Origin of the sequence: Paenarthrobacter ureafaciens, assembly GCF_004028095.1 — a bacterium.
Taxonomy (GTDB): domain Bacteria; phylum Actinomycetota; class Actinomycetes; order Actinomycetales; family Micrococcaceae; genus Arthrobacter; species Arthrobacter ureafaciens.
The window spans coordinates 1-19,022 of record NZ_SBHM01000006.1 but is presented as its reverse complement, the minus strand read 5'-3'; the positions used below and the strand labels follow the sequence as shown (position 1 = coordinate 19,022).

Here is a 19,022-nt window from a genome sequence, read left to right as displayed (position 1 = left end):
CCCGCCGGTACAAAGCGGCTGATGGACAGCACAAAAACGGCCACCCTTTGGGGTGGCCGTTGTGGAAACTGAGTTACTCTTCCAGACTCTCCAGGTCTTCATCGAGGACTTCGTCGTCGTCCTCTTCATCATCGTCGAAGACCTGGAGGGGAGTAACCTCGGAATAGGCCTCGTACAGCGCATCCTCGTACACTTCGAAGGCGTCGGCGACGGCGAAGAATGCGGCCTCGACGGTGGGATCACCTTCCCCGCGACGGGCGGAAGCCGCCGCCAGATGTTCCTCAAGGGCGGCGGTCAATGACTGCAATGCGACACGCGGATCGATGGTCATGACTTCACGTTAGCCGGAAAAGGACCAAAATGGAGAGGGATGAAGGAACAATTTAGGGGCGTCTCCGTAGAGCGCCAACGTGACTATGCACGTCAGTACGAATACCTCGTACTGACGATAGGTCCTGAGGATTCCTTGCCCGAGGCCCGCCGCCGGCTCGCGGAACACTCTGAGTACGGCAAGTGGGAATTGGAACGCAGCCGCCTCTACATGGGCGGAAGCAGGCGCTTCTGGCTGCGCCGCAAGGTTTACTCCGTTCAACGGACGGTGTAGCTGCCCGGCTCAGGCCTCCAAGGGGCCCAGCCACGCGCTGGCCACCGTGTTATGCGCCGACTCGTCATTGGACGGGTGGAAGATCCCGGCCAGGACGTCGCGGTAAAGCCGTTCAAGTTCGGAGCCGCGGAAGTAGCTTGAACCACCCGAGACCCTGATGGCCAGGTCCACCACGTAGCGGGCGTTTTCCGTGGCCCGGGACTTCAGGCCAACAAGCTTGGGAAACCATTGCGGACCGTGGTCCACCATCCGGTCCACGTCCCGCGTGATGGCGGACAACTGGGGCAGCATCCCGTCCATCGCCATGGCAGCGTCGGCAATCTTCCACCGGATATCCGGGTCCTGGGCGAAGCTGCGTCCACCGTACTTCGCCGAGACACGGCGCTTCACGTTATCAACGGCCAGGGCGAAGGCGCGCTCGGCCAGTCCGGTGTAGACGGCAGCCAGCAGCGTTTCGAAGCACGCAAAGATGGCGAAGATCAGCAGGTCTTTATTCGGCCCGACGGGAAGCTTGCGGAAGATCCTCTCTGCCGGGATCACCGCGTCGGTGAGCAACGTCGTGTTGGACGCGCTGGCACGCATGCCCAGGGTGTTCCAGTCGTCCAAGGTTTCATGCCCGGGCTCGTCGCGGCGGAGGAAACCGAAGACCAGCTCGCCCTCCCCGTTGCGTGCGTCCGCATCTTTGCCGAACGTCCCCAGCCGGGTCCAGCCGCGTGACAGGCTGGTGAAAATCTTCCGCCCGGTGAAGCTGTAGCTGCCATCAGGCAACGGCCTCGCCACGGTACCGGAGTCGAACAGCATGGAGTCGTTGCCGGCCTCCGAAATCCCGAAGGCAAAGATCTCGCCCTGCCCGGCGTCCTTCAGGACGAAGTCCAGCGAATCGTCGCCGCGTGCGGACATGGCATGCGCGACGCCGGTCCACACCAGGTGCATGTTCACCGCCAGCGCCGTGGCCGGGGCCGCCGTTGCGAGCCGGCGCTGAAGCTCCGCCACCGCTTCGAGGCCCAGTCCCCTGCCGCCGTCGGCCTCGGGAACAAAGACTTTCAGGTAGCCGGCGTCGGCGAGGTCCTGGAGGTCTTCGTGGAAGAATCGGTTCTCCTGGTCGTAGCCGGCCGCGCGGCTCCTCAGCAGCTCCAGCAGTTCCTCAGGAAGGATGTCTTCCGGTGCCATGCCTGTCTCCCCTGTCTGCGCGTGCTTCACGGTGCCTAGTAGTTGGTGAGGAGACGGTTGAGGACCCGTGCACCGAACTTGAGGGAGTCCGCGGGAACGCGTTCATCCACCCCATGGAACATGCCCGTGAAGTCCAGCTCGTCGGGGAGCATCAGGGGCGCAAAGCCGTACCCCGTGATCCCGATCTTGCTGAGCGACTTGTTATCCGTCCCGCCCGAGAGGGTGTAGGGCAGGACCTTCGCTCCGGGATCTTCGGAGTGGAGGGCATCGATCATCGAATCCACCAGGTTGCCCGCGAACGGAACCTCAAGGGAGATGTCCTTGTTGTCGTAGCTGATCTCGATCCCGTCGCCGGCGAGCTCCCTGATGATGTCGAAAACCTTTTCCTGCTGGCCCGGCAGTGTCCGGCAATCAATGAAGGCCTCAGCGGACTCGGGGATGACGTTGTGCTTGTAGCCGGACCGCAGCAGTGTGGGGTTCGAGGTGTTCTGCAGCGTCGCGCCGACAAAACGCGCAACGGTTCCGAGTTCCTTGAGCAGGATGTCGGGGTTGTCCGGGTCGAACTCGACGCCGGTCAGTTCGGTAACACCGTCCAGGAACTGCTTGGTGGTGGGCGTCAACTCGATGGGCCACTGGTACTCGCCAATCCGGGTGACGGCGGCCGCCAGCCGGGTGACAGCGTTGTCGGTGTTGATCTGCGAGCCGTGGCCTGCCCGGCCATGGGCCACAAGGCGCAACCAGGACAGTCCCTTTTCCGCGGTCTGCAGGAGATAGGTGCGCTGCCCGCCAATGGTGGCGGAGAATCCGCCGACTTCGGAAATGGCTTCGGTGGCGCCGTCGAAGAGTTCGCGACGATGTTCGACGGCGTAGCGCGCGCCGTAGGTGCCGCCGGCCTCCTCGTCGGCGAAGAAGGCGAAGATGATGTCACGCTTCGGTTTGCGGCCGGTTCGGGCGAAATCACGCAGGACCGAAAGGATCATGGCATCCATATCCTTCATGTCCACCGCGCCGCGGCCCCAGATGAGGCCGTCCTTCAGCTCGCCGCTGAATGGATCCACGGTCCACTGCTCTTTCATGGCCGGCACCACGTCCAGGTGACCGTGGACGACCAACGCGTCAGCTGAGGGATCTTCGCCGGCCATGCGGGTCACTACGTTGGCGCGGCCCGGAGCGGACTCGAAGATTTCAACATCCAGTCCGACGTCGCTGATGAGCGCTGCCGTGTATTCGGCGGCGGCCCGCTCACCCGGACCACTGCCATCTCCGAAGTTGGACGAATCGATGCGAATGAGCTCCTGGCAAATCCGGACAACTTCGTCTTCGGGGCGGATGACAGACATGGATATTCTCCTTGCGTGGCTGGGCTTGCAGGTGAGGCGGACAGGCAGTGCGGGTTCCGCTGCTGCTGCGTCCCCTACCTCAGCCTACTCACCGGAGCCGTGAACCGGGACCGGAAAAGTCCGTCCGGGTAGCAAAGGAACGCCCGGCGGTTTTAGCCTTCTCCCGGATTTTTTAGTTCCTTGAAACCGTGTTAGAGTTTTTCTCGCTGCTTCGGAGCAGAGAGAAGCGTCAAACGCGGAAACTCCCTCTGAAATACCACCTGCGCGGGTGGCGGAATGGCAGACGCGCTAGCTTGAGGTGCTAGTCCTCGAAAGGGGGTGGGGGTTCAAGTCCCCCTCCGCGCACCAAGGCAAGGCCCGGAATCCACGGATTCCGGGCCTTCTTTGTTCCTGATCCCCTGCGGCAGCCATGGTGGCCGGTGGCGGCGGCAAGCACCCGTGGTGATTGCCGCCGTCGTATGTTCCTGCGTCAGTTGAGGGCAGCCACGGAACCGGTAAAGTGCCGGCGCCCGCTGCGCGGATTCCACGCCACATAGTCCGAACGCTGCCACGCCCCTGTTTCGGTCTGCACAGTGGAGATGTCCAGCGCCACGCGGCCGGGCAGGAAGACGGGTGCCTCGAAGGCCACCTCCCACACAAACGCCTCTGCTTTCACGGAACCCACGTCTGCCAACGCACGCGATGCCAGATACATGCCATGGGCAATCGAACCGCGAAGGCCCAGGGCTTTGGCTGACAGTGTGCTGAGATGAATCGGGTTGAAATCGCCGGAAACGGCTGCGTAATTGCGGCCGGTGTCCACGCCGAGCTGCCACAGCGCGGTGGGGAACGGCGGAGAGAAATCCGGCTTGGCAGCGCCGTTGGGACTGCCCGGCTTGTCGATTCCCGGCAGGAAGACTCCCTTGGACAGGTAGGTGGAAACGCCCCGCCACAGCAAGGAGCCCGACCCGCTGGAGCGGACTTCGGCAACGACGTCCACCTGCGTCCCCACCCGGTGACCGGACAGGTTTTCCGTCCAGGCGCGGATGTCCAGTGCGTCCTGGAAATGGATGGGGCTCAACTGCTCGATCCGGTTCCGCACATGGATCATGCCCAGCAGCGGAAGGGGAAAATCTTCCCGGTTCATCACGCTCATGGCCACCGGGAACGCCAGGGCATGGACAAACCCGGCGGGGAGGACGTCGCTGGCCGTCTCCCCTATCAGGTGCTGGTACGCCGTGAGGTTTGCGACGTCGGGCACGACTGCCCGCACTTCGTGGCTGACTTCAGGGAGCTTCCCTTCGGGCATTGATCCCAGGACGCGCCGGCGGGCTGCTGTCGCAGCGGCGTTGACATACAACTTGGACAGCGACGGAAGATCGCCAAGGATGATGGGCTGCGTCTGGATCATGCGCCCACCAGCTGCTGCCCGCAGACGCGCAGTACTTCCCCGGAGACACCGCCGGCTGAATCGCTGGCGAGGAATGCTATGGCTTCGGCAACATCCTGCGGTTTGCCGCCCTGCTTCAGGGAGTTCAGCCGGCGGGCGGCTTCGCGTACTGCCATCGGCATCCGTGCAGTCATCTCGGTTTCGATGAATCCGGGAGCCACGGCATTGATGGTGCCACCGAAAGGTTCCATCAAGGGCGCTGTGGCCCTGACCATACCGATGACGCCGCCCTTGGAGGCGCCGTAGTTGGTCTGGCCCCTGTTGCCGGCGATGCCGCTGGTCGAAGAAACGGAGATGATGCGGGGTGAGTCCTTGAAGTGGTCGGAGGCAAGCAGTGCCTCGTTGATCTTCAACTGTGCGGCGATGTTCACGTTGATGACCGATTGCCAACGCCCCGGGTCCATGTTCGCCAGCAGCCGGTCGCGGGTGATGCCCGCGTTGTGCACCACGATGTCCAGCTTCCCGTGGCGTTCGACGGCGTGCTCGATGATGCGTTGGCCGGCATCGCTTCGGCTGATGTCCAGCTGCAGGGCAGTGCCGTGGATTCCGTTGGCCACAGCCGCCAAGTGGTCGCCCGCGACGGGGATGTCCACAGCGACTACCGTGGCGCCGTCACGGTGCAGCGTTGCAGCGATGGCCGCCCCGATCCCCCGTGCCGCGCCTGTAACCACCGCGACCTTGCCCGCCAGCGGCTTATCCATGCTGCTTGGCAGCTTTCCGGCCGGCGAAGAAACCGTGAGGAACTGCCCGTCGACGTAGGCGGAACGTCCGGAGAGAAAGAACCGTACGGCGCCCAACGCTGACGGGCTGGTGGTAGCCAGCTCTTCGCCCAGCAGAATGCCGTTGGCCGTGGCGCCGTTCCGCAGTTCCTTTGCCAGGGAGCGTAGGAAGCCATCGATTCCCTGGCGGGCGGCGGAAGAGGCCGGCGTGGGCGCCGTCCGCGGAGTCCGGGAGACAGTGATGACGCGGCCGTTCGGAGCCAGGTCCCGCAACGACGTTCCGACGCTCAGCACCGGCTTGCCCAGGTCCTCGGGGTGTTGCACTGCATCAAGGACGACGATGATGGCTCCCAGCTTTTCCTTGGGAAGCGCGTTTCGCCGCACATCCAGCCCCCACCCCAGGAGCGTGGTGGCGAGGTCGTCGGCGCCTACACTGTCGCCGTTGACCAGCACGGGTCCGGTGATGAGCGGATCTCCAGGGTGGTACCGGCGCAGGATGGCCGGCTGGGGCAGGCCGAGCCGCTTGGCGACATCCCGGCCGATGCCGCTGTTGACGAGCTGAGTGTATTTGTCCGTCACGGTTCCCCCTACGCTGCTTCCAAAATAGCGACGACACCCTGGCCGCCGGCCGCGCAGACGGAAATCAGTCCGCGGGCCGGCCTGCCGTCAACCTTGCCGGTCCCGTGCAGTTGCTTGGCCAAGGAGGCCACGATCCGGCCGCCCGTCGCGGCGAACGGGTGACCTGCGGCCAATGACGAACCGTTGACGTTGAGTTTCGCCCGGTCCACCTTGCCAAGCGCGCCCTCGAGGCCGAGGCGCGTCTTGCAGAAGTCCTCATCCTCCCAAGCTGCGAGTGTGCTGAGGACCGTGCCGGCGAAGGCCTCGTGAATTTCGAAGAAGTCGATGTCTTCGAAGGTCAGGCCATGGCGGGCCAGGAGCCGCGGGACGGCGAACACCGGCGCCATGAGCAGGCCGTCCTTGCCGTGGACGAAGTCGACGGCGGCAGCCTCGCCGTCGAGCACGGTGGCGAGCTTGGGGAGACCATGGTTGTCCGCCCATTCTTCGCTGGCCAGCAGCACGGTGGAGGCACCGTCGGTCAGCGGCGTGGAGTTGCCGGCGGTCATGGTGGCTTCGGAGCCGAGGTTTTTCCCGAAGACGGTCTTTAGGGACGCGAGCTTGTCGAGGCTGGTGTCAGGGCGCAGGTTGGAATCGCGGCTGAGTCCCCGGTACGGGGTGATGAGGTCGTCGAAGAAGCCGCGTTCGTAGGCCGCTGCCAGGTTGCGGTGGCTGTTGAAGGCCAGTTCGTCCTGCGCTTCACGGGAGATCTTCCACTGGGCGGTGGTCAGGGCCTGGTGCTCCCCCATGGAAAGGCCCGTCCGCGGCTCCGCCGTGGAAGGAGCGTCGGGCGTGAGGTCCTTGGGGCGGATCTTTCCGAGGAGGCGCAGTTTCTGGACCGGGGTCTTGGCGCGACTGAGGTCCAGGAGGATTTCCCGGAGTCCTTCGCTGACGGCGATCGGTGCGTCAGACGCGGAATCGACGCCCCCGGCGATCGCTGAGTCCAGCTGTCCCAGCTTGATCTTGTTGGCCAGGCCCAGGACGGTTTCGAGGCCGGTGGCGCAGGCCTGCTGCAAGTCATAGGCCGGTGTTTCCGGCGACAAGGCGGAGCCCAGCACCGCCTCACGGGTGAGGTTGAAGTCCCGCGAGTGCTTGAGTACGGCTCCTGCGGCGACTTCGCCGATCCGTTCCTCCTGGAGGCCGAACCGTGCAATCAGGCCATCCAGGGCGGAGGTGAGCATGTCCTGGTTGGAGGACTTCACGTAGGCCCCGCCGCTGCGGGCGAAGGGTATCCGGTTTCCGCCCACGATCACGGCGGGCCGGACCGCCTGTACGTCACGTGCGGCATCGGCAGGGCGGTCGGTTGCAGCCATGGTTGTCTCCTTCGGCAAGGGGCTAGTTACTGATACCCAGCGTACCTGATACGCTGGGTATCGTGAACATCTCCCCAGCAGATTCCCGCGTCGGCCCGTCGGAAGATCCTGCCGGCGCCATCGACGGCAGGGCTGCCCGCTGGCAAACGCACCGCGAAGAGCGTCGGCGGGACCTCATCAAAGCCGCCCGCAAGGCCGTCCATGCCTTGGGCAGCGATGCCTCCATGGAGGACATCGCCGGAGCTGCGGGAACGTCCAAATCCGTGTTCTACCGGTATTTCGGGGACAAGGCGGGGCTGCAGCAGGCCATGGGCGAGGTGGTCCTCGGCCAGATGCAGCGACGCATGAAGGAAGCCGCCCAGTCTGCCCAGACTCCACGCGAGGGTCTCTTTGCCATGGTTTCCGCATACCTGCAGATGGCTGAATCAAGCCCCAACGTCTATGCCTTCATTACCCGGCTGACTCCAGGGGAAGCGTCGGCCCAGGACGCGATCGCAGCGTCCGGGGCTTTGGGCAACTTCTTCGAGCAAGTCACTGAGATGATCGCGACTCCGATGCGCCAGTACTTGGGCGAGGACAAGGAAGCGCTGATCGAGTACTGGCCCACCGCGGCTATTGGCCTGGTCCGGAACGCCGGCGAAATGTGGCTGGGAAGCCCGGCCAGCGACACGAAGCCCAACCAGGCCGCCATGGCCGCCAACATCACCGATTGGCTTTGCCTGGGCATCGCTCCGATGCTCGCCACCACCACCTGACACCAGCAATGACGCATTAGTTGTCCGGACTCACAGAAGGAAGAACCATGACAGAAGTAGTGGACCGCGCATCATCACCTGCATCGCCCGGTAGTACAACCGCCGCGGCGGATGGCGCCAAGGTCGCCGTCGAACCCCGGGTAGACGTTGCAGCCCTGGGAGAGCAGCTTCTGGGACGATGGGCGGACATCCGCCTGCATGCACGGGACCTGGCCGGCCGTGAAGTGGTGCAGAAGGTCGAGGGACTGACGCATACCGAGCATCGGAGCCGTGTCTTTGGGCAATTGAAGTACCTCGTGGACAACAACGCCGTACATCGTGCGTTCCCTTCCCGCCTGGGTGGGTCGGATGACCACGGGGGCAACATCGCCGGCTTCGAGGAACTCGTCACAGCCGACCCCTCGCTCCAAATCAAGGCGGGCGTGCAGTGGGGCCTGTTCGGTTCCGCCGTGATGCACCTCGGAACCAGGGAGCACCACGACAAGTGGCTCCCCGGAATCATGAGCCTCGAAATTCCCGGATGCTTCGCCATGACCGAAACCGGGCATGGGTCCGACGTCGCCAGCATTGCCACAACGGCCACTTACGATGAAGAGACCCAGGAATTCGTTATCGACACGCCCTTCCGGGCGGCGTGGAAGGACTACATCGGCAACGCCGCCAACGACGGCCTGGCCGCCGTCGTTTTCGCCCAGCTCATCACCCGGAAGGTCAACCACGGCGTGCACGCCTTCTACGTGGACTTGCGCGATCCGGCAACGGGCGACTTCCTTCCGGGCATTGGTGGCGAGGACGACGGCATCAAGGGCGGGTTGAACGGTATCGACAACGGACGCCTCCACTTCACCAACGTCCGGATCCCCCGCACCAACCTGCTGAACCGTTACGGTGATGTCGCTGTCGATGGAACCTACTCCTCCACCATCGAGAGCCCCGGCCGCCGGTTCTTTACGATGCTCGGCACCCTCGTCCAGGGACGCGTATCGCTGGACGGTGCTGCCGTTGCGGCCAGCAAGGTGGCCCTGCAATCGGCCATCCACTACGCCGCCGAACGTCGCCAGTTCAACGCGACATCACCCACCGAGGAAGAGGTGCTGCTGGACTATCAGCGTCACCAGCGCCGGTTGTTCACGCGTCTGGCCACCACCTATGCGGCCAGTTTCGCGCACGAACAACTGCTGCAGAAGTTCGACGACGTCTTTTCCGGAGCGCACGACACCGACGCCGACCGGCAGGACCTGGAAACCCTGGCCGCGGCCCTGAAGCCGTTGAGCACCTGGCACGCCCTGGACACACTCCAGGAATGCCGTGAGGCCTGTGGCGGAGCCGGCTTCCTGATCGAAAACCGTTTCGCTTCCTTGCGGGCAGACCTGGATGTCTACGTCACCTTTGAGGGCGACAACACCGTCTTGCTGCAACTGGTGGCCAAGCGCCTCCTGGCCGATTACGCCAAGGAGTTCCGTGGCGCCAACTTTGGCGTCCTGGCCCGGTACGTCGTGGACCAGGCTGCGGGCGTGGCCTTGCACCGGACAGGCCTGCGGCAGGTCGCGCAGTTTGTGGCGGACTCGGGTTCGGTCCAGAAGTCGGCCTTGGCACTGCGCGATGAAGAAGGGCAGCGCACCCTGCTGACGGACCGGGTCCAGTCCATGGTGGCCGAAGTCGGCGCTGCCCTCAAGGGCGCCGGAAAGCTCCCGCAGCACCAGGCGGCGGCACTGTTCAACCAGCACCAGAATGAGCTGATTGAAGCCGCCCAGGCCCACGCTGAGCTCCTGCAATGGGAAGCCTTTACGGAGGCATTGGCCAAAGTCGATGATGCGGGAACCAAGGAAGTGCTGACCCGGCTTCGCGACTTGTTCGGGTTGTCCCTGATCGAGAAGCACCTCTCCTGGTACCTCATGAACGGGCGGCTCTCGATGCAGCGGGGGCGCACGGTTGGCACTTACATCAACCGGCTGTTGGTCAAGATCCGGCCGCACGCACTGGACCTCGTGGACGCCTTTGGCTACGGCGCGGAGCACCTTCGGGCAGCCATTGCCACCGGAGCCGAAGCGACCCGCCAGGATGAAGCGCGGACCTACTTCCGCCAGCAGCGCGCCAGCGGCAGTGCCCCGGCAGACGAGAAGACGCTGCTTGCGATCAAGGCCGGCAAGTCCCGCTAGGCGTCCGTTACAAACGCCTTAAGCGCTCGACGGCGCCGTTCCCGATTTTCGGGGGCGGCGCCGTCGTGTGTTTGTTCCGTGGACTCCGGAGCTTAGGAAAGGACCGAGCGGTAGACCTCAAGGGTGGTTTCGGTGATCGATTCCCAGGAGAAGTGCTCCTCCGCCCGGCGCCGTCCGGCAGCGCCCATTTCCCGGGCCCGGGCAGGGTCGGAGACAACCTGGTTGAGCGCGGCGGCGAAGTCCGCTACGAACTTCTCCGGATCGAGCGGCGTTCCCGTGCCGTCGGTGACCTGCTCGAGTTCGACCAGGAGGCCGGTCTCCCCGTGCTGGACAACCTCGGGAATGCCACCGGTGGCACTGGCAACCACTGCCGCCCCGCACGCCATGGCTTCCAGGTTGACGATTCCCAGCGGTTCGTAGATGGACGGGCAGGCGAAGGCAGTGGCGTGGCTCAGGACCTGGATCAGCTCATGGCGGGGCAGCATTCGCTCGATCAGGATGACGCCGTCGCGCTTGGACTGGAGTTCCTCGATCAGTTGGGCTGTTTCGGCGGCCAGTTCAGGAGTGTCCGCAGCGCCCAGGCAAAGGACCAGCTGGACATCCTCGGGCAGGCTGGACGCTGCACGCAGGAGGTAGGGCACGCCCTTCTGGCGCGTGTTGCGGCCCACGAAAACGACGCTTGGCTTGCCGGGATCGATCCCCAACGCCCGGACTGCGTCCTCTTTTTCGTCCCGCTCCCACAGGGAGACGTCGATTCCGTTGTGGACCACCCGCACCTTGCCGGGATCCACGTTGGGGTAGCTGCGCAGGATGTCCTGCCGCATGCCTTCGGACACGGCGATGATCGCCGCCGCTGCCTCGTAGGCGGTCTTCTCCACCCAGGAGGACAGGGCGTAGCCGCCACCAAGCTGCTCGGCCTTCCAAGGGCGCAGCGGCTCAAGGCTGTGCGCGCTCAGCACATGCGGGATTCCGTGCAAGAGCGAAGCCAGGTGGCCTGCCATGTTGGCGTACCACGTGTGCGAATGGACCAGGTCCGCTCCAGCGATGTCCGGCACTATCCGCAGGTCCACGCCGAGTGTCTGGACAGCGGGGTTCGCATCGCCCAGATCCTCCGGGGTTGAGTAGGAGTCAACGGTAGCCCCGTGGTAATCGGCATCACGCGGCGCACCAAAGGCGCGGACGTGGAGATCAACGTGCTTTGCAAGCACCCGGCTCAGTTCGGCTACGTGGACTCCGGCACCACCATAAATTTCCGGAGGGAATTCTTTAGTCACAATGTCTATACGCACGCTAACCAACGTAGTCGTTCCGGCGTATGTGTTCTAGTGTGAAAGGGTCCGGAAAATCGGACTTTTGGGGGCTACGAAGTCGTACGGGGAGCTGTGACCATGGCGTTGAAGAAAGTATTGGCTATCGTGCTGGCGGGCGGCGAAGGCAACCGCCTGATGCCGTTGACGGCGGATCGGGCCAAGCCAGCCGTGCCGTTTGCCGGGGGGTACCGGCTGATTGACTTTGCATTATCCAATCTGGTCAATTCCGGATATTTGAAAATCGTTGTGTTAACCCAGTACAAATCGCACAGCCTTGACCGCCATATTTCGGAGACCTGGCGCATGTCCACGCAGTTGGGCCGCTACGTCGCCTCGGTGCCGGCTCAGCAACGCGTCGGCAAGAGCTGGTTCCTGGGCAGTGCCAACGCCATTTACCAATCCCTGAACCTCATCCATGACGATGCGCCGGACATCGTGGTGGTGGTCGGTGCGGACCACGTGTACCGCATGGACTTCTCGCAGATGGTGGAACAGCACATCGCGAGCGGCGCGAAGGCCACCGTGGCTGCCGTCCGCCAGCCGCTGAACATGGCCAACCAGTTCGGCGTGATCGAAGTCGACCAGGACGATCCCCAAAAGATCGCCGCCTTCGTGGAGAAGCCCGCCAGCACTCCCGGCCTGGCCGCTGATCCAACCCAGTTCCTGGCGTCGATGGGCAACTACGTCTTCGACGCCGATGCACTGGTGGAGGCGCTCCACGTGGATGCGGAGCGCCTGGACACCAAGCACGACATGGGCGGGGACATCATTCCCTACTTCGTGGACAAGGGCCAAGCCGGAGTCTACGACTTCACGCTCAATGACATCCCCGGAGCCACCGACCGGGACCGTACCTATTGGCGCGACGTGGGCACCATCGATTCGTTCTACGACGCCCACATGGACCTCATCTCCCCTGTCCCCATCTTCAATCTGTACAACTCCGAGTGGCCGATCTACACGCGGCAGAGCATTTCCCCGCCGGCCAAGTTTGTTCGCGGCGGAAACAGCACCGTCGGGACCGCCCTCGATTCAATCGTGGCCAGCGGCGTCGTGATCTCCGGCGGCATCGTGGAGGGGTCCGTATTGTCCAACGACGTCTTCGTCGAGGCCGGCAGCCGCATCCAGGATTCGGTGCTGATGGACAAGGTCCGGGTTGGTGAAGGAGCCGTCATCAAGCGGGCCATCCTGGACAAGAACGTCAAGGTGCCTGCCGGCGCAGCCATCGGCCTCGACCCGGCACTTGACCGGGCCCGCGGCTACAAAGTCACGGAGTCCGGCATTACCGTGCTGGCCAAGGGGCAAATTGTTCCCGAACCTGACGAAGCGGAACTGGCATTGTCCTCCGAGTACCGCCGGAGCCTTCCGGAAGCACTCAAGGCCGCCACCCAGGACGATCCCGTCATCCGCGATTCGGCGGAGAAGGTCGTGGCAAGCGTTCAGGCTCGCGTGATCGACCCCGCATCACAAGGCGCATCCAGCTAGTCACCCGCACCGGCATGACGGAACCGGAGGCAGGCCCAAGGGTCCCAAGGCTGTAAAATCAGGTCAATGAGCTCCACCGATCTGACGCCTGAGGAGATCCAGGCCTGCCTCAAGGTTTTAAGCACCATCCACGCCTATGACGAGGAACACCCCGATTACGTAGCCGTGCGTCGTGCCACCGGCAAGATGTTCAAGGCAGTCAAGCGCCACCGCCGTGTCACCAAGAGGGACCAGATCGCCGAAGCCGACAAGGCAGTGATTGCCCTGACGGCCACGGCAGCGCCGGACCGGATCGACGACGAGACCCGGGGCAACAAGCTGGCCCCCTCCGCTACGGGCGAGATCGCAGGCCACCTCATCCGTTCGCGTCCCTGCTACATCTGCAAGCAGCACTACACGCAGGTAGACGCCTTCTACCACCAGCTCTGCCCTGATTGCGCTGCCTTCAGCCACAGCAAGCGGGACGCCAGGACCGACCTCACGGGACGCCGCGCACTGCTCACCGGCGGGCGCGCGAAGATCGGCATGTACATCGCCTTGCGGCTGCTTCGCGATGGAGCCCACACCACCATCACCACGCGTTTTCCCAAGGACGCCGCCCGTCGCTTTGCCGCCATGGAAGACAGCGCCGAGTGGCTGCACCGGCTGAAGATCGTGGGCATCGACCTCCGGGACCCGGCCCAGGTCATGGCCCTGACCGACTCGCTGAACGGGGCCGGTCCCCTGGACATCATCATCAACAACGCGGCCCAGACCGTGCGCCGCTCGGGCAACGCCTACAAGCCTCTGGTTGATGCCGAGGATGAGCCGCTGCCTGTCGCACTCGAGGCGGCGAACGGCGGGCCGGAACTCGTCACGTTCGGGCACGCGCATGACAAGCATCCCCTTGCTTTGGCGAGCAGCGTCACGGAGCACCCGGTCCTGGCGGGCGACGCCATTACGTCTTTGGCACTTTCCACCGGCTCGGCTTCCCTGCAGCGGATCGAGTCGGGGACGGCCATCGACGCCGGAGGCCTGGTTCCGGACCTCGCCACCATCAATAGCTGGACCCAGGTGGTGGACGAGGTGGACCCCCTGGAGATGCTCGAAGTCCAGTTGTGCAACGTCACGGCGCCTTTCCTCCTGGTCAGCCGGCTGCGCGGCGCCATGAAGCGCTCTACCGCCCGCCGGAAGTACATCGTGAACGTTTCGGCCATGGAGGGCCAGTTCTCCCGTGCTTACAAGGGTCCGGGCCATCCGCATACCAACATGGCCAAGGCTGCCTTGAACATGATGACCCGCACCAGCGCCCAGGAAATGCTGGACTCCGACGGCATCTTGATGACCGCCGTCGACACCGGCTGGATCACGGACGAACGGCCTCATTACACCAAGGTCAGGCTCATGGAGGAAGGCTTCCACGCTCCCCTGGACCTCGTCGACGGCGCAGCCCGCGTCTACGATCCCATCGTCATGGGCGAGCTGGGAGAGGACCAGTACGGCGTCTTCCTCAAGGACTACAAGCCCTCCCCCTGGTGATACCACCTACGCCAGGCGGGTGATCTCCACCGAAACGGACAATGTGGATCCGCCGCCTCCGGAGAGGATGCCTTTGAGCGGCGGGACGTCCCGGTAGTCGCGGCCCTTGGCGACGGTCACATGGTAGTCGCCGGCCGGCTTGTGGTTGGTGGGGTCCCAGCTGCGCCATTCGCCGTCCCACCATTCCAGCCAGGCGTGGGACTGCCCGGCGACGGTCTCGCCGATGGCCGCCGAGGATCTGGGGTGGATATAGCCGGAGACGTAGCGGGCAGGTATGCCGCAACTCCGCAACGCACCTATGGCCAGGTGGGCGAGGTCCTGGCACACGCCCTGGCGCTGTTCCCAGGCCTGTTCAGCATTGGTGGTGACTCCGGTGGTGCCCTTCATATAGGTCATCTCACTCGCCATCCACGCGAACACAGCCATGGCTGCCTCGTGCGGATTAAGGCCCTCCACGACGCCGGGAATGATCCCCAGCACTTCCGTGCCCGGTCCCGTCAGCCTGGATTGGGGCAGCCAGTCGCTGAACTCGTCCTGGATCCTTGCCGAACGGATCTCGTCCCAGCCAACAATATGGTCGTCGCTGGGCAGGCGTTCGCTCCGGTGCACTTCCACGGTAGCCGTGGCAAGGACTTCGAGGCTTTCGTGCGGGACCTGCATATCGAAGGCCGTGACACGCGTACCCCAATAATCCCGGTAGGTGCTGACCGAAGCGTGGGCAGGAGAAACCTTCAGGGACGATTCCAGGACCACCTGCTGGCTATCCGTCAGCGGCGTCATCCGGGCCTCGTTGTAGCTCAGCGTCACTCGGCGGTTGTACTTGTAGGCCGTCTTGTGGACGATGCTCAGCCGGGTCATGAAACTTCTCCCACCCAGGCGTGTTCGTCAGCCTGATTGAAGTACTTACGGGAAATGGCGTCCGAAGCCTGGGTGACTGCCTTTTGCACACGCTCCATGTGCTCCGGAAGTTCGGACATGAGGTCATCGGTGCGGTGGAATTCCAGGAAGGTACGGGCCTGGCCGACGATCCGGCGCGCATCATTGATGAACCCCACGCGTTGCGCCGAGGGGTCCAGCTTGGCGAGGCACTCGTCGGCATCGCGGAGCGCATAGACGATGGAGCGCGGGAAGAGGCGGTCCAGCAGCAGGAACTCGGCAGCATGCTGGTCTCCGAAGGCGGCCCGTCGGGTGCGGATGAAGGACTCGTACGCTCCGGCGCAACGCAGCATGTTCACCCAGGACATCCCCGCGGACTGGACATCACGCGTCGACAGCATGCGGGCGGTCATGTCCGCGCGTTCCAAGGACCGCCCCAGGACCATGAAGAGCCAGCTTTCATCGTGGCTCACTGTGGTGTCCGCCAGGCCCCGGACCATGGCAGTACGTTCCAGTACCCAGTTGCAGAAGCGGTAGGTGCCCACCACGTCCTTGCGGTGCTGGTTGAGCCCGTAGTAGGTGGTGTTGAGGCTTTCCCAGAGGGACTGGGAGACAGTTTCCCTGGCCCTCCGGGCGTTCTCCCGCGCCGCCCCGAGCGACCCGGCGATCGAGGAAGCGCTCTGCTTGTCGTAGGCCAGGGCGTGCAGCAGCTCGGGAAGCCCGAAGTCGTCATTCTGCGGCTTGGCGCCCATGACGGCCAGGAGGTCCCGCGCAACGCTGCGCTGTTCCTCCAAGGGAAGGTGGTTAAGCCGCTCGAGGTGGACATCCAGGATCCTTGCGGTCCCGTCGGCCCGCTCGACGTAGCGGCCGATCCAGAAAAGTGATTCGGCAATACGGCTCAGCATGGGGCTGTGCCTCCTTCGCATGGTGCATTTCGAAGTTCTGGGGAATGGTCGGAGATGGCCGGGATCACTGCTGTTGTTCCGTTTGGCGGTCCCGCCAATTGCTTTCAACCGGCCATACGGATACCTGTTCGCGCACAGTTACCGACTGGCGGGGGATTACTTCCGCCGGCAATTGTGGCGAGTCGGCAAGGACCCAGGTGTCCTTGGAGCCTCCGCCCTGGCTGGAATTGACGATCAGCGATCCTTCCTTAAGGGCCACCCGGGTCAGTCCGCCGGGCAGGACCCAGACGTCGTCGCCGTCATTGACGGCAAACGGGCGCAGGTCCACATGGCGGGGCCCGAACTTGTCCCCGGACAACGTCGGCACAGTGGACAGTTGCAGGACCGGCTGGGCGATCCACCCGCGGGGGTCCTCGATCACGCGCTTGCGCAGGGCATCAAGTTCCTCCTTGGACGCATCGGGACCGATCACCAGGCCCTTGCCTCCGGAACCGTCAACGGGTTTGACCACCAGTTCGTCCAAGCGGTCCAGGACGTATTCCCTTGCTTCCTTTTCCTCGAGCCGGAACGTGTCAACGTTGGCAATCACGGGCTCTTCGTGGAGGTAGTAACGGATCAGGTCAGGGACGTAACTGTACACGAGCTTGTCGTCGGCGACGCCGTTGCCGACGGCGTTTGCTATGGTCACGCCCCCTGCGCGCGCTGCGTTCACCAGACCGGGGCAACCAAGCATCGAATCGGAGCGGAACTGCAGCGGGTCCAGGAAGTCGTCGTCGATGCGCTTGTAGATGACGTCAACGCGCTGCTCACCAGCCGTGGTCCGCATGTAAACGCGGTTTCCACGGCAGATCAGGTCCCGGCCCTCCACGAGTTCGACGCCCATGAGCCCGGCCAGGAGGGTGTGCTCAAAGTAGGCGCTGTTGAAGACGCCGGGGGTCAGTACAACAACGGTCGGGTCATCGACTCCGGCGGGGGCGGTCTTGCGGAGCGCGGACAACAGCCTGCGCGGATACTCCTCCACCGGCCGGATGTGCTGCTGCCCGAACGCTTCGGGCAAGCCCTTGGCCATGGCCTGGCGGTTCTCCAGGACGTAGCTGACGCCCGACGGCACGCGCACATTGTCCTCAAGGACGCGGAAGGTGCCGGCTGCGTCACGGACGACGTCGATGCCCGAGACGTGCACGCGGACCCCGCCTGCGGGCTCGAAACCGTGGACGGCCCGGTGGAAGTGGGCGCTCGTGGTCACGAGCTGGCGCGGAATGACGCCGTCGGCGACCACCGACATGCGGCCGTAGACATCGTTCAGGAAAGCTTCCAGCGCCTTCACCCGCTGGGCGACTCCACGTTCCAGCACGTCCCACTCGTCAGCCGGGATCACGCGGGGAACGATGTCGAGCGGGAATGGCCGTTCCTCCCCCGCGTAGTCGAACGTGACGCCGCGGTCCAGGAAGCTGCGTGCCATCGAGTCGGCCCGGGCGGTGACGTCGGCCAAGGAAAGTTCCCGGAGGGCGCCGGCTACCTGACCGTAGGATTTCCGGGCAACGTGCCCGCTGGTAAACATCTCGTCGTAGGCACCGCTGCGCGCAGCGGCCTCCGAATAATCCTGGAAGAGGTCAGACATGGGAATTAGACAATCACCTTTTTGGGTTGAGCGCATTTCGGGCCGTTCGTGTCGCGGGTTTCCGGGCCTTCGAGCGGGCCGGGCGGCCGCACGGAGCATGATTAGATAGCTGTGTGTCGAATCACAACCTCTCACGCGACGAGGCCGCTGCCCGTTCAGCCCTGATTACCACCCACAGCTACGACGTCACCTTGGATGTCCGCGCGGCGGCCGATCCCGCCGTCGAAGGTTATCCAAGCACCAGCACCATTACCTTCACCGCCGCGCCCGGGTCCGCTACTTTCCTGGACTTCATCAGCGGTGGAGTGCAGTCGGTGGTCCTCAACGGCCGCTCCCTGGACGTCAATGCCGTTGTTGACCGGGACAGGATCCTTCTTGAGGACCTGGCCGGGCGGAATGAGGTCACTGTCACCGGGATGGCCTTGTATAGCCGCTCCGGCGAGGGCATGCACCGATTCTTCGATCCCGCTGACGGCCAGTGCTACCTCTACACCCAATACGAGCCTGCTGACAGCAGGCGCGTCTTCGCCAACTTCGAGCAGCCCGACCTCAAGGCCTCCTTCACCTTCCATGTGATCGCTCCCTCCAGCTGGGAGGTTGCCTCCAACGGCGCCGCATCGGCCGGCACTCCGCTCGAGGACGACGGCGTGACCCTGTGGGACTTTGCTGCAACCAAACCTATGTCCACGTACATCACTACAGTGCTTGCCGGACCGTACTTCAAGGCAACGGACCGTTGGGAAGCAACGCTCGACGACGGCACCCGGCTTGAGGTGCCGCTGGCACTGTATTGCCGCGCGTCCATGCGGGACTCCTTCGACACGGACGAGCTGTTCAAGCTCACCAAGAGCGGCCTGGAGTTCTTCAACCGGCTCTTCGACTACCCCTATCCGTGGGGTAAGTACGACCAAGCCTTCGTCCCCGAATACAACCTTGGTGCCATGGAGAACCCCGGGCTGGTGACATTCACCGAAAAGTACGTCTACACCTCCCGGGCAACGGACGCGCAGTATCAGGCGCGGGCGAACACCCTCATGCACGAGATGGCCCACATGTGGTTTGGCGACCTGGTGACCATGACGTGGTGGGATGATCTCTGGCTGAAGGAATCCTTTGCCGACTTCATGGGCACGCTCGGCGTTGACAGGGCAACCGACTGGGATAGCGCGTGGATCAACTTTGCCAGCAAGCGGAAGGCGTGGG

The 19,022-nt window shown here is 64.0% G+C and carries 16 protein-coding genes and 1 tRNA gene; 7 read left to right on the top strand and 10 right to left on the bottom strand.

Annotated elements, in window-relative coordinates:
• Positions 1-73 precede the first annotated feature (73 nt).
• Positions 74-331 carry a hypothetical protein gene (locus AUR_RS01185; RefSeq protein ID WP_021470464.1) on the bottom strand — a complete coding sequence of 86 codons (258 nt, stop codon included), beginning with the start codon at positions 329-331 and terminating at the stop codon, positions 74-76.
• A 39-nt stretch (positions 332-370) separates the two neighbouring features.
• Between AUR_RS01185 and AUR_RS01180 the strand changes: the two genes are divergently transcribed.
• The gene (locus AUR_RS01180) at positions 371-604 is read left to right on the top strand and encodes a DUF5703 family protein (RefSeq protein ID WP_021470463.1); all 234 of its coding nucleotides are present in this window, start codon (positions 371-373) and stop codon (positions 602-604) included.
• A gap of 9 nt (positions 605-613) precedes the next feature.
• Here AUR_RS01180 and AUR_RS01175 read toward each other — a convergent pair whose 3' ends face one another.
• Complete coding sequence (locus AUR_RS01175) at positions 614-1,774, bottom strand: acyl-CoA dehydrogenase family protein (protein ID WP_062096870.1); 1,161 nt, start codon at positions 1,772-1,774, stop codon at positions 614-616.
• A 35-nt stretch (positions 1,775-1,809) separates the two neighbouring features.
• Positions 1,810-3,114: a M20/M25/M40 family metallo-hydrolase gene (locus tag AUR_RS01170; RefSeq protein ID WP_021470461.1), complete on the bottom strand. Its 1,305-nt coding sequence runs from the start codon at positions 3,112-3,114 to the stop codon at positions 1,810-1,812.
• A gap of 262 nt (positions 3,115-3,376) precedes the next feature.
• Between AUR_RS01170 and AUR_RS01165 the strand changes: the two genes are divergently transcribed.
• Positions 3,377-3,462: transfer RNA gene (locus AUR_RS01165), tRNA-Leu, on the top strand.
• 121 nt (positions 3,463-3,583) lie between these two features.
• On the opposite strand, the gene AUR_RS01160 is transcribed toward AUR_RS01165, so the two are convergent.
• The 3 genes from AUR_RS01160 to AUR_RS01150 are packed head-to-tail and all read right to left on the bottom strand — an operon-like array spanning position 3,584 to position 7,190.
• On the bottom strand, positions 3,584-4,504 hold the full coding sequence (locus AUR_RS01160; protein WP_062096869.1) for a MaoC family dehydratase: 921 nt from the start codon (positions 4,502-4,504) through the stop codon (positions 3,584-3,586).
• Positions 4,501-5,841, bottom strand: coding sequence for a 3-oxoacyl-ACP reductase (locus AUR_RS01155; protein WP_062096868.1), 1,341 nt, complete (start codon positions 5,839-5,841; stop codon positions 4,501-4,503). Before AUR_RS01155 ends, AUR_RS01160 begins: the two co-directional genes overlap by 4 nt.
• A gap of 8 nt (positions 5,842-5,849) precedes the next feature.
• The gene (locus AUR_RS01150) at positions 5,850-7,190 is read right to left on the bottom strand and encodes an acetyl-CoA C-acetyltransferase (RefSeq protein WP_062096867.1); all 1,341 of its coding nucleotides are present in this window, start codon (positions 7,188-7,190) and stop codon (positions 5,850-5,852) included.
• A gap of 62 nt (positions 7,191-7,252) precedes the next feature.
• Here AUR_RS01150 and AUR_RS01145 point away from each other — a divergent pair, with 62 nt between their 5' ends.
• Together AUR_RS01145 and AUR_RS01140 are read left to right on the top strand one after the other, a co-directional pair.
• Positions 7,253-7,945 (top strand): TetR/AcrR family transcriptional regulator, encoded by a 693-nt coding sequence (locus tag AUR_RS01145; RefSeq protein WP_062096866.1) that lies wholly within the window; start codon positions 7,253-7,255, stop codon positions 7,943-7,945.
• A 47-nt stretch (positions 7,946-7,992) separates the two neighbouring features.
• On the top strand, positions 7,993-10,104 hold the full coding sequence (locus tag AUR_RS01140; protein WP_062096865.1) for an acyl-CoA dehydrogenase family protein: 2,112 nt from the start codon (positions 7,993-7,995) through the stop codon (positions 10,102-10,104).
• A gap of 92 nt (positions 10,105-10,196) precedes the next feature.
• Here AUR_RS01140 and glgA read toward each other — a convergent pair whose 3' ends face one another.
• Positions 10,197-11,393 (bottom strand): glycogen synthase, encoded by a 1,197-nt coding sequence (gene glgA, locus AUR_RS01135; protein ID WP_062096864.1) that lies wholly within the window; start codon positions 11,391-11,393, stop codon positions 10,197-10,199.
• A 93-nt stretch (positions 11,394-11,486) separates the two neighbouring features.
• Here glgA and glgC point away from each other — a divergent pair, with 93 nt between their 5' ends.
• Complete coding sequence (glgC, locus tag AUR_RS01130; RefSeq protein WP_170828541.1) at positions 11,487-12,899, top strand: glucose-1-phosphate adenylyltransferase; 1,413 nt, start codon at positions 11,487-11,489, stop codon at positions 12,897-12,899.
• 66 nt (positions 12,900-12,965) lie between these two features.
• Positions 12,966-14,417 carry an SDR family NAD(P)-dependent oxidoreductase gene (locus AUR_RS01125; RefSeq protein WP_062096863.1) on the top strand — a complete coding sequence of 484 codons (1,452 nt, stop codon included), beginning with the start codon at positions 12,966-12,968 and terminating at the stop codon, positions 14,415-14,417.
• Between the two features lie 6 nt (positions 14,418-14,423).
• Here the strand turns inward: AUR_RS01125 and AUR_RS01120 are convergent, their stop codons facing one another.
• The 3 genes from AUR_RS01120 to AUR_RS01110 form a co-directional block, all read right to left on the bottom strand.
• Positions 14,424-15,275 carry a transglutaminase family protein gene (locus AUR_RS01120; protein WP_062096862.1) on the bottom strand — a complete coding sequence of 284 codons (852 nt, stop codon included), beginning with the start codon at positions 15,273-15,275 and terminating at the stop codon, positions 14,424-14,426.
• Positions 15,272-16,198, bottom strand: a complete 927-nt coding sequence (locus AUR_RS01115; RefSeq protein ID WP_021470451.1) for an alpha-E domain-containing protein — start codon at positions 16,196-16,198, stop codon at positions 15,272-15,274. Before AUR_RS01115 ends, AUR_RS01120 begins: the two co-directional genes overlap by 4 nt.
• A 64-nt stretch (positions 16,199-16,262) precedes the next feature.
• On the bottom strand, positions 16,263-17,819 hold the full coding sequence (locus AUR_RS01110; protein WP_021470450.1) for a circularly permuted type 2 ATP-grasp protein: 1,557 nt from the start codon (positions 17,817-17,819) through the stop codon (positions 16,263-16,265).
• Between the two features lie 113 nt (positions 17,820-17,932).
• On the opposite strand from AUR_RS01110, the gene AUR_RS01105 reads away from it, so the two are divergent.
• A partial coding sequence (locus AUR_RS01105; protein WP_241650838.1) for a M1 family metallopeptidase occupies positions 17,933-19,022 on the top strand: 1,090 nt, incomplete at its 3' end.

What these genes read in the sequence shown, in the direction of transcription:
- AUR_RS01170 (WP_021470461.1), bottom strand. Translation starts at nt 3,114, where the DNA reads ATGTCTGTCATCCGCCCCGAAGACGAAGTTGTCCGGATTTGCCAGGAG.
- AUR_RS01175 (WP_062096870.1), bottom strand. Translation starts at nt 1,774, where the DNA reads ATGGCACCGGAAGACATCCTTCCTGAGGAACTGCTGGAGCTGCTGAGG.
- AUR_RS01140 (WP_062096865.1), top strand. Translation starts at nt 7,993, where the DNA reads ATGACAGAAGTAGTGGACCGCGCATCATCACCTGCATCGCCCGGTAGT.
- AUR_RS01180 (WP_021470463.1), top strand. Translation starts at nt 371, where the DNA reads ATGAAGGAACAATTTAGGGGCGTCTCCGTAGAGCGCCAACGTGACTAT.
- AUR_RS01160 (WP_062096869.1), bottom strand. Translation starts at nt 4,504, where the DNA reads ATGATCCAGACGCAGCCCATCATCCTTGGCGATCTTCCGTCGCTGTCC.
- AUR_RS01115 (WP_021470451.1), bottom strand. Translation starts at nt 16,198, where the DNA reads ATGCTGAGCCGTATTGCCGAATCACTTTTCTGGATCGGCCGCTACGTC.
- AUR_RS01185 (WP_021470464.1), bottom strand. Translation starts at nt 331, where the DNA reads ATGACCATCGATCCGCGTGTCGCATTGCAGTCATTGACCGCCGCCCTT.
- AUR_RS01120 (WP_062096862.1), bottom strand. Translation starts at nt 15,275, where the DNA reads ATGACCCGGCTGAGCATCGTCCACAAGACGGCCTACAAGTACAACCGC.
- AUR_RS01110 (WP_021470450.1), bottom strand. Translation starts at nt 17,819, where the DNA reads ATGTCTGACCTCTTCCAGGATTATTCGGAGGCCGCTGCGCGCAGCGGT.
- AUR_RS01150 (WP_062096867.1), bottom strand. Translation starts at nt 7,190, where the DNA reads ATGGCTGCAACCGACCGCCCTGCCGATGCCGCACGTGACGTACAGGCG.
- AUR_RS01125 (WP_062096863.1), top strand. Translation starts at nt 12,966, where the DNA reads ATGAGCTCCACCGATCTGACGCCTGAGGAGATCCAGGCCTGCCTCAAG.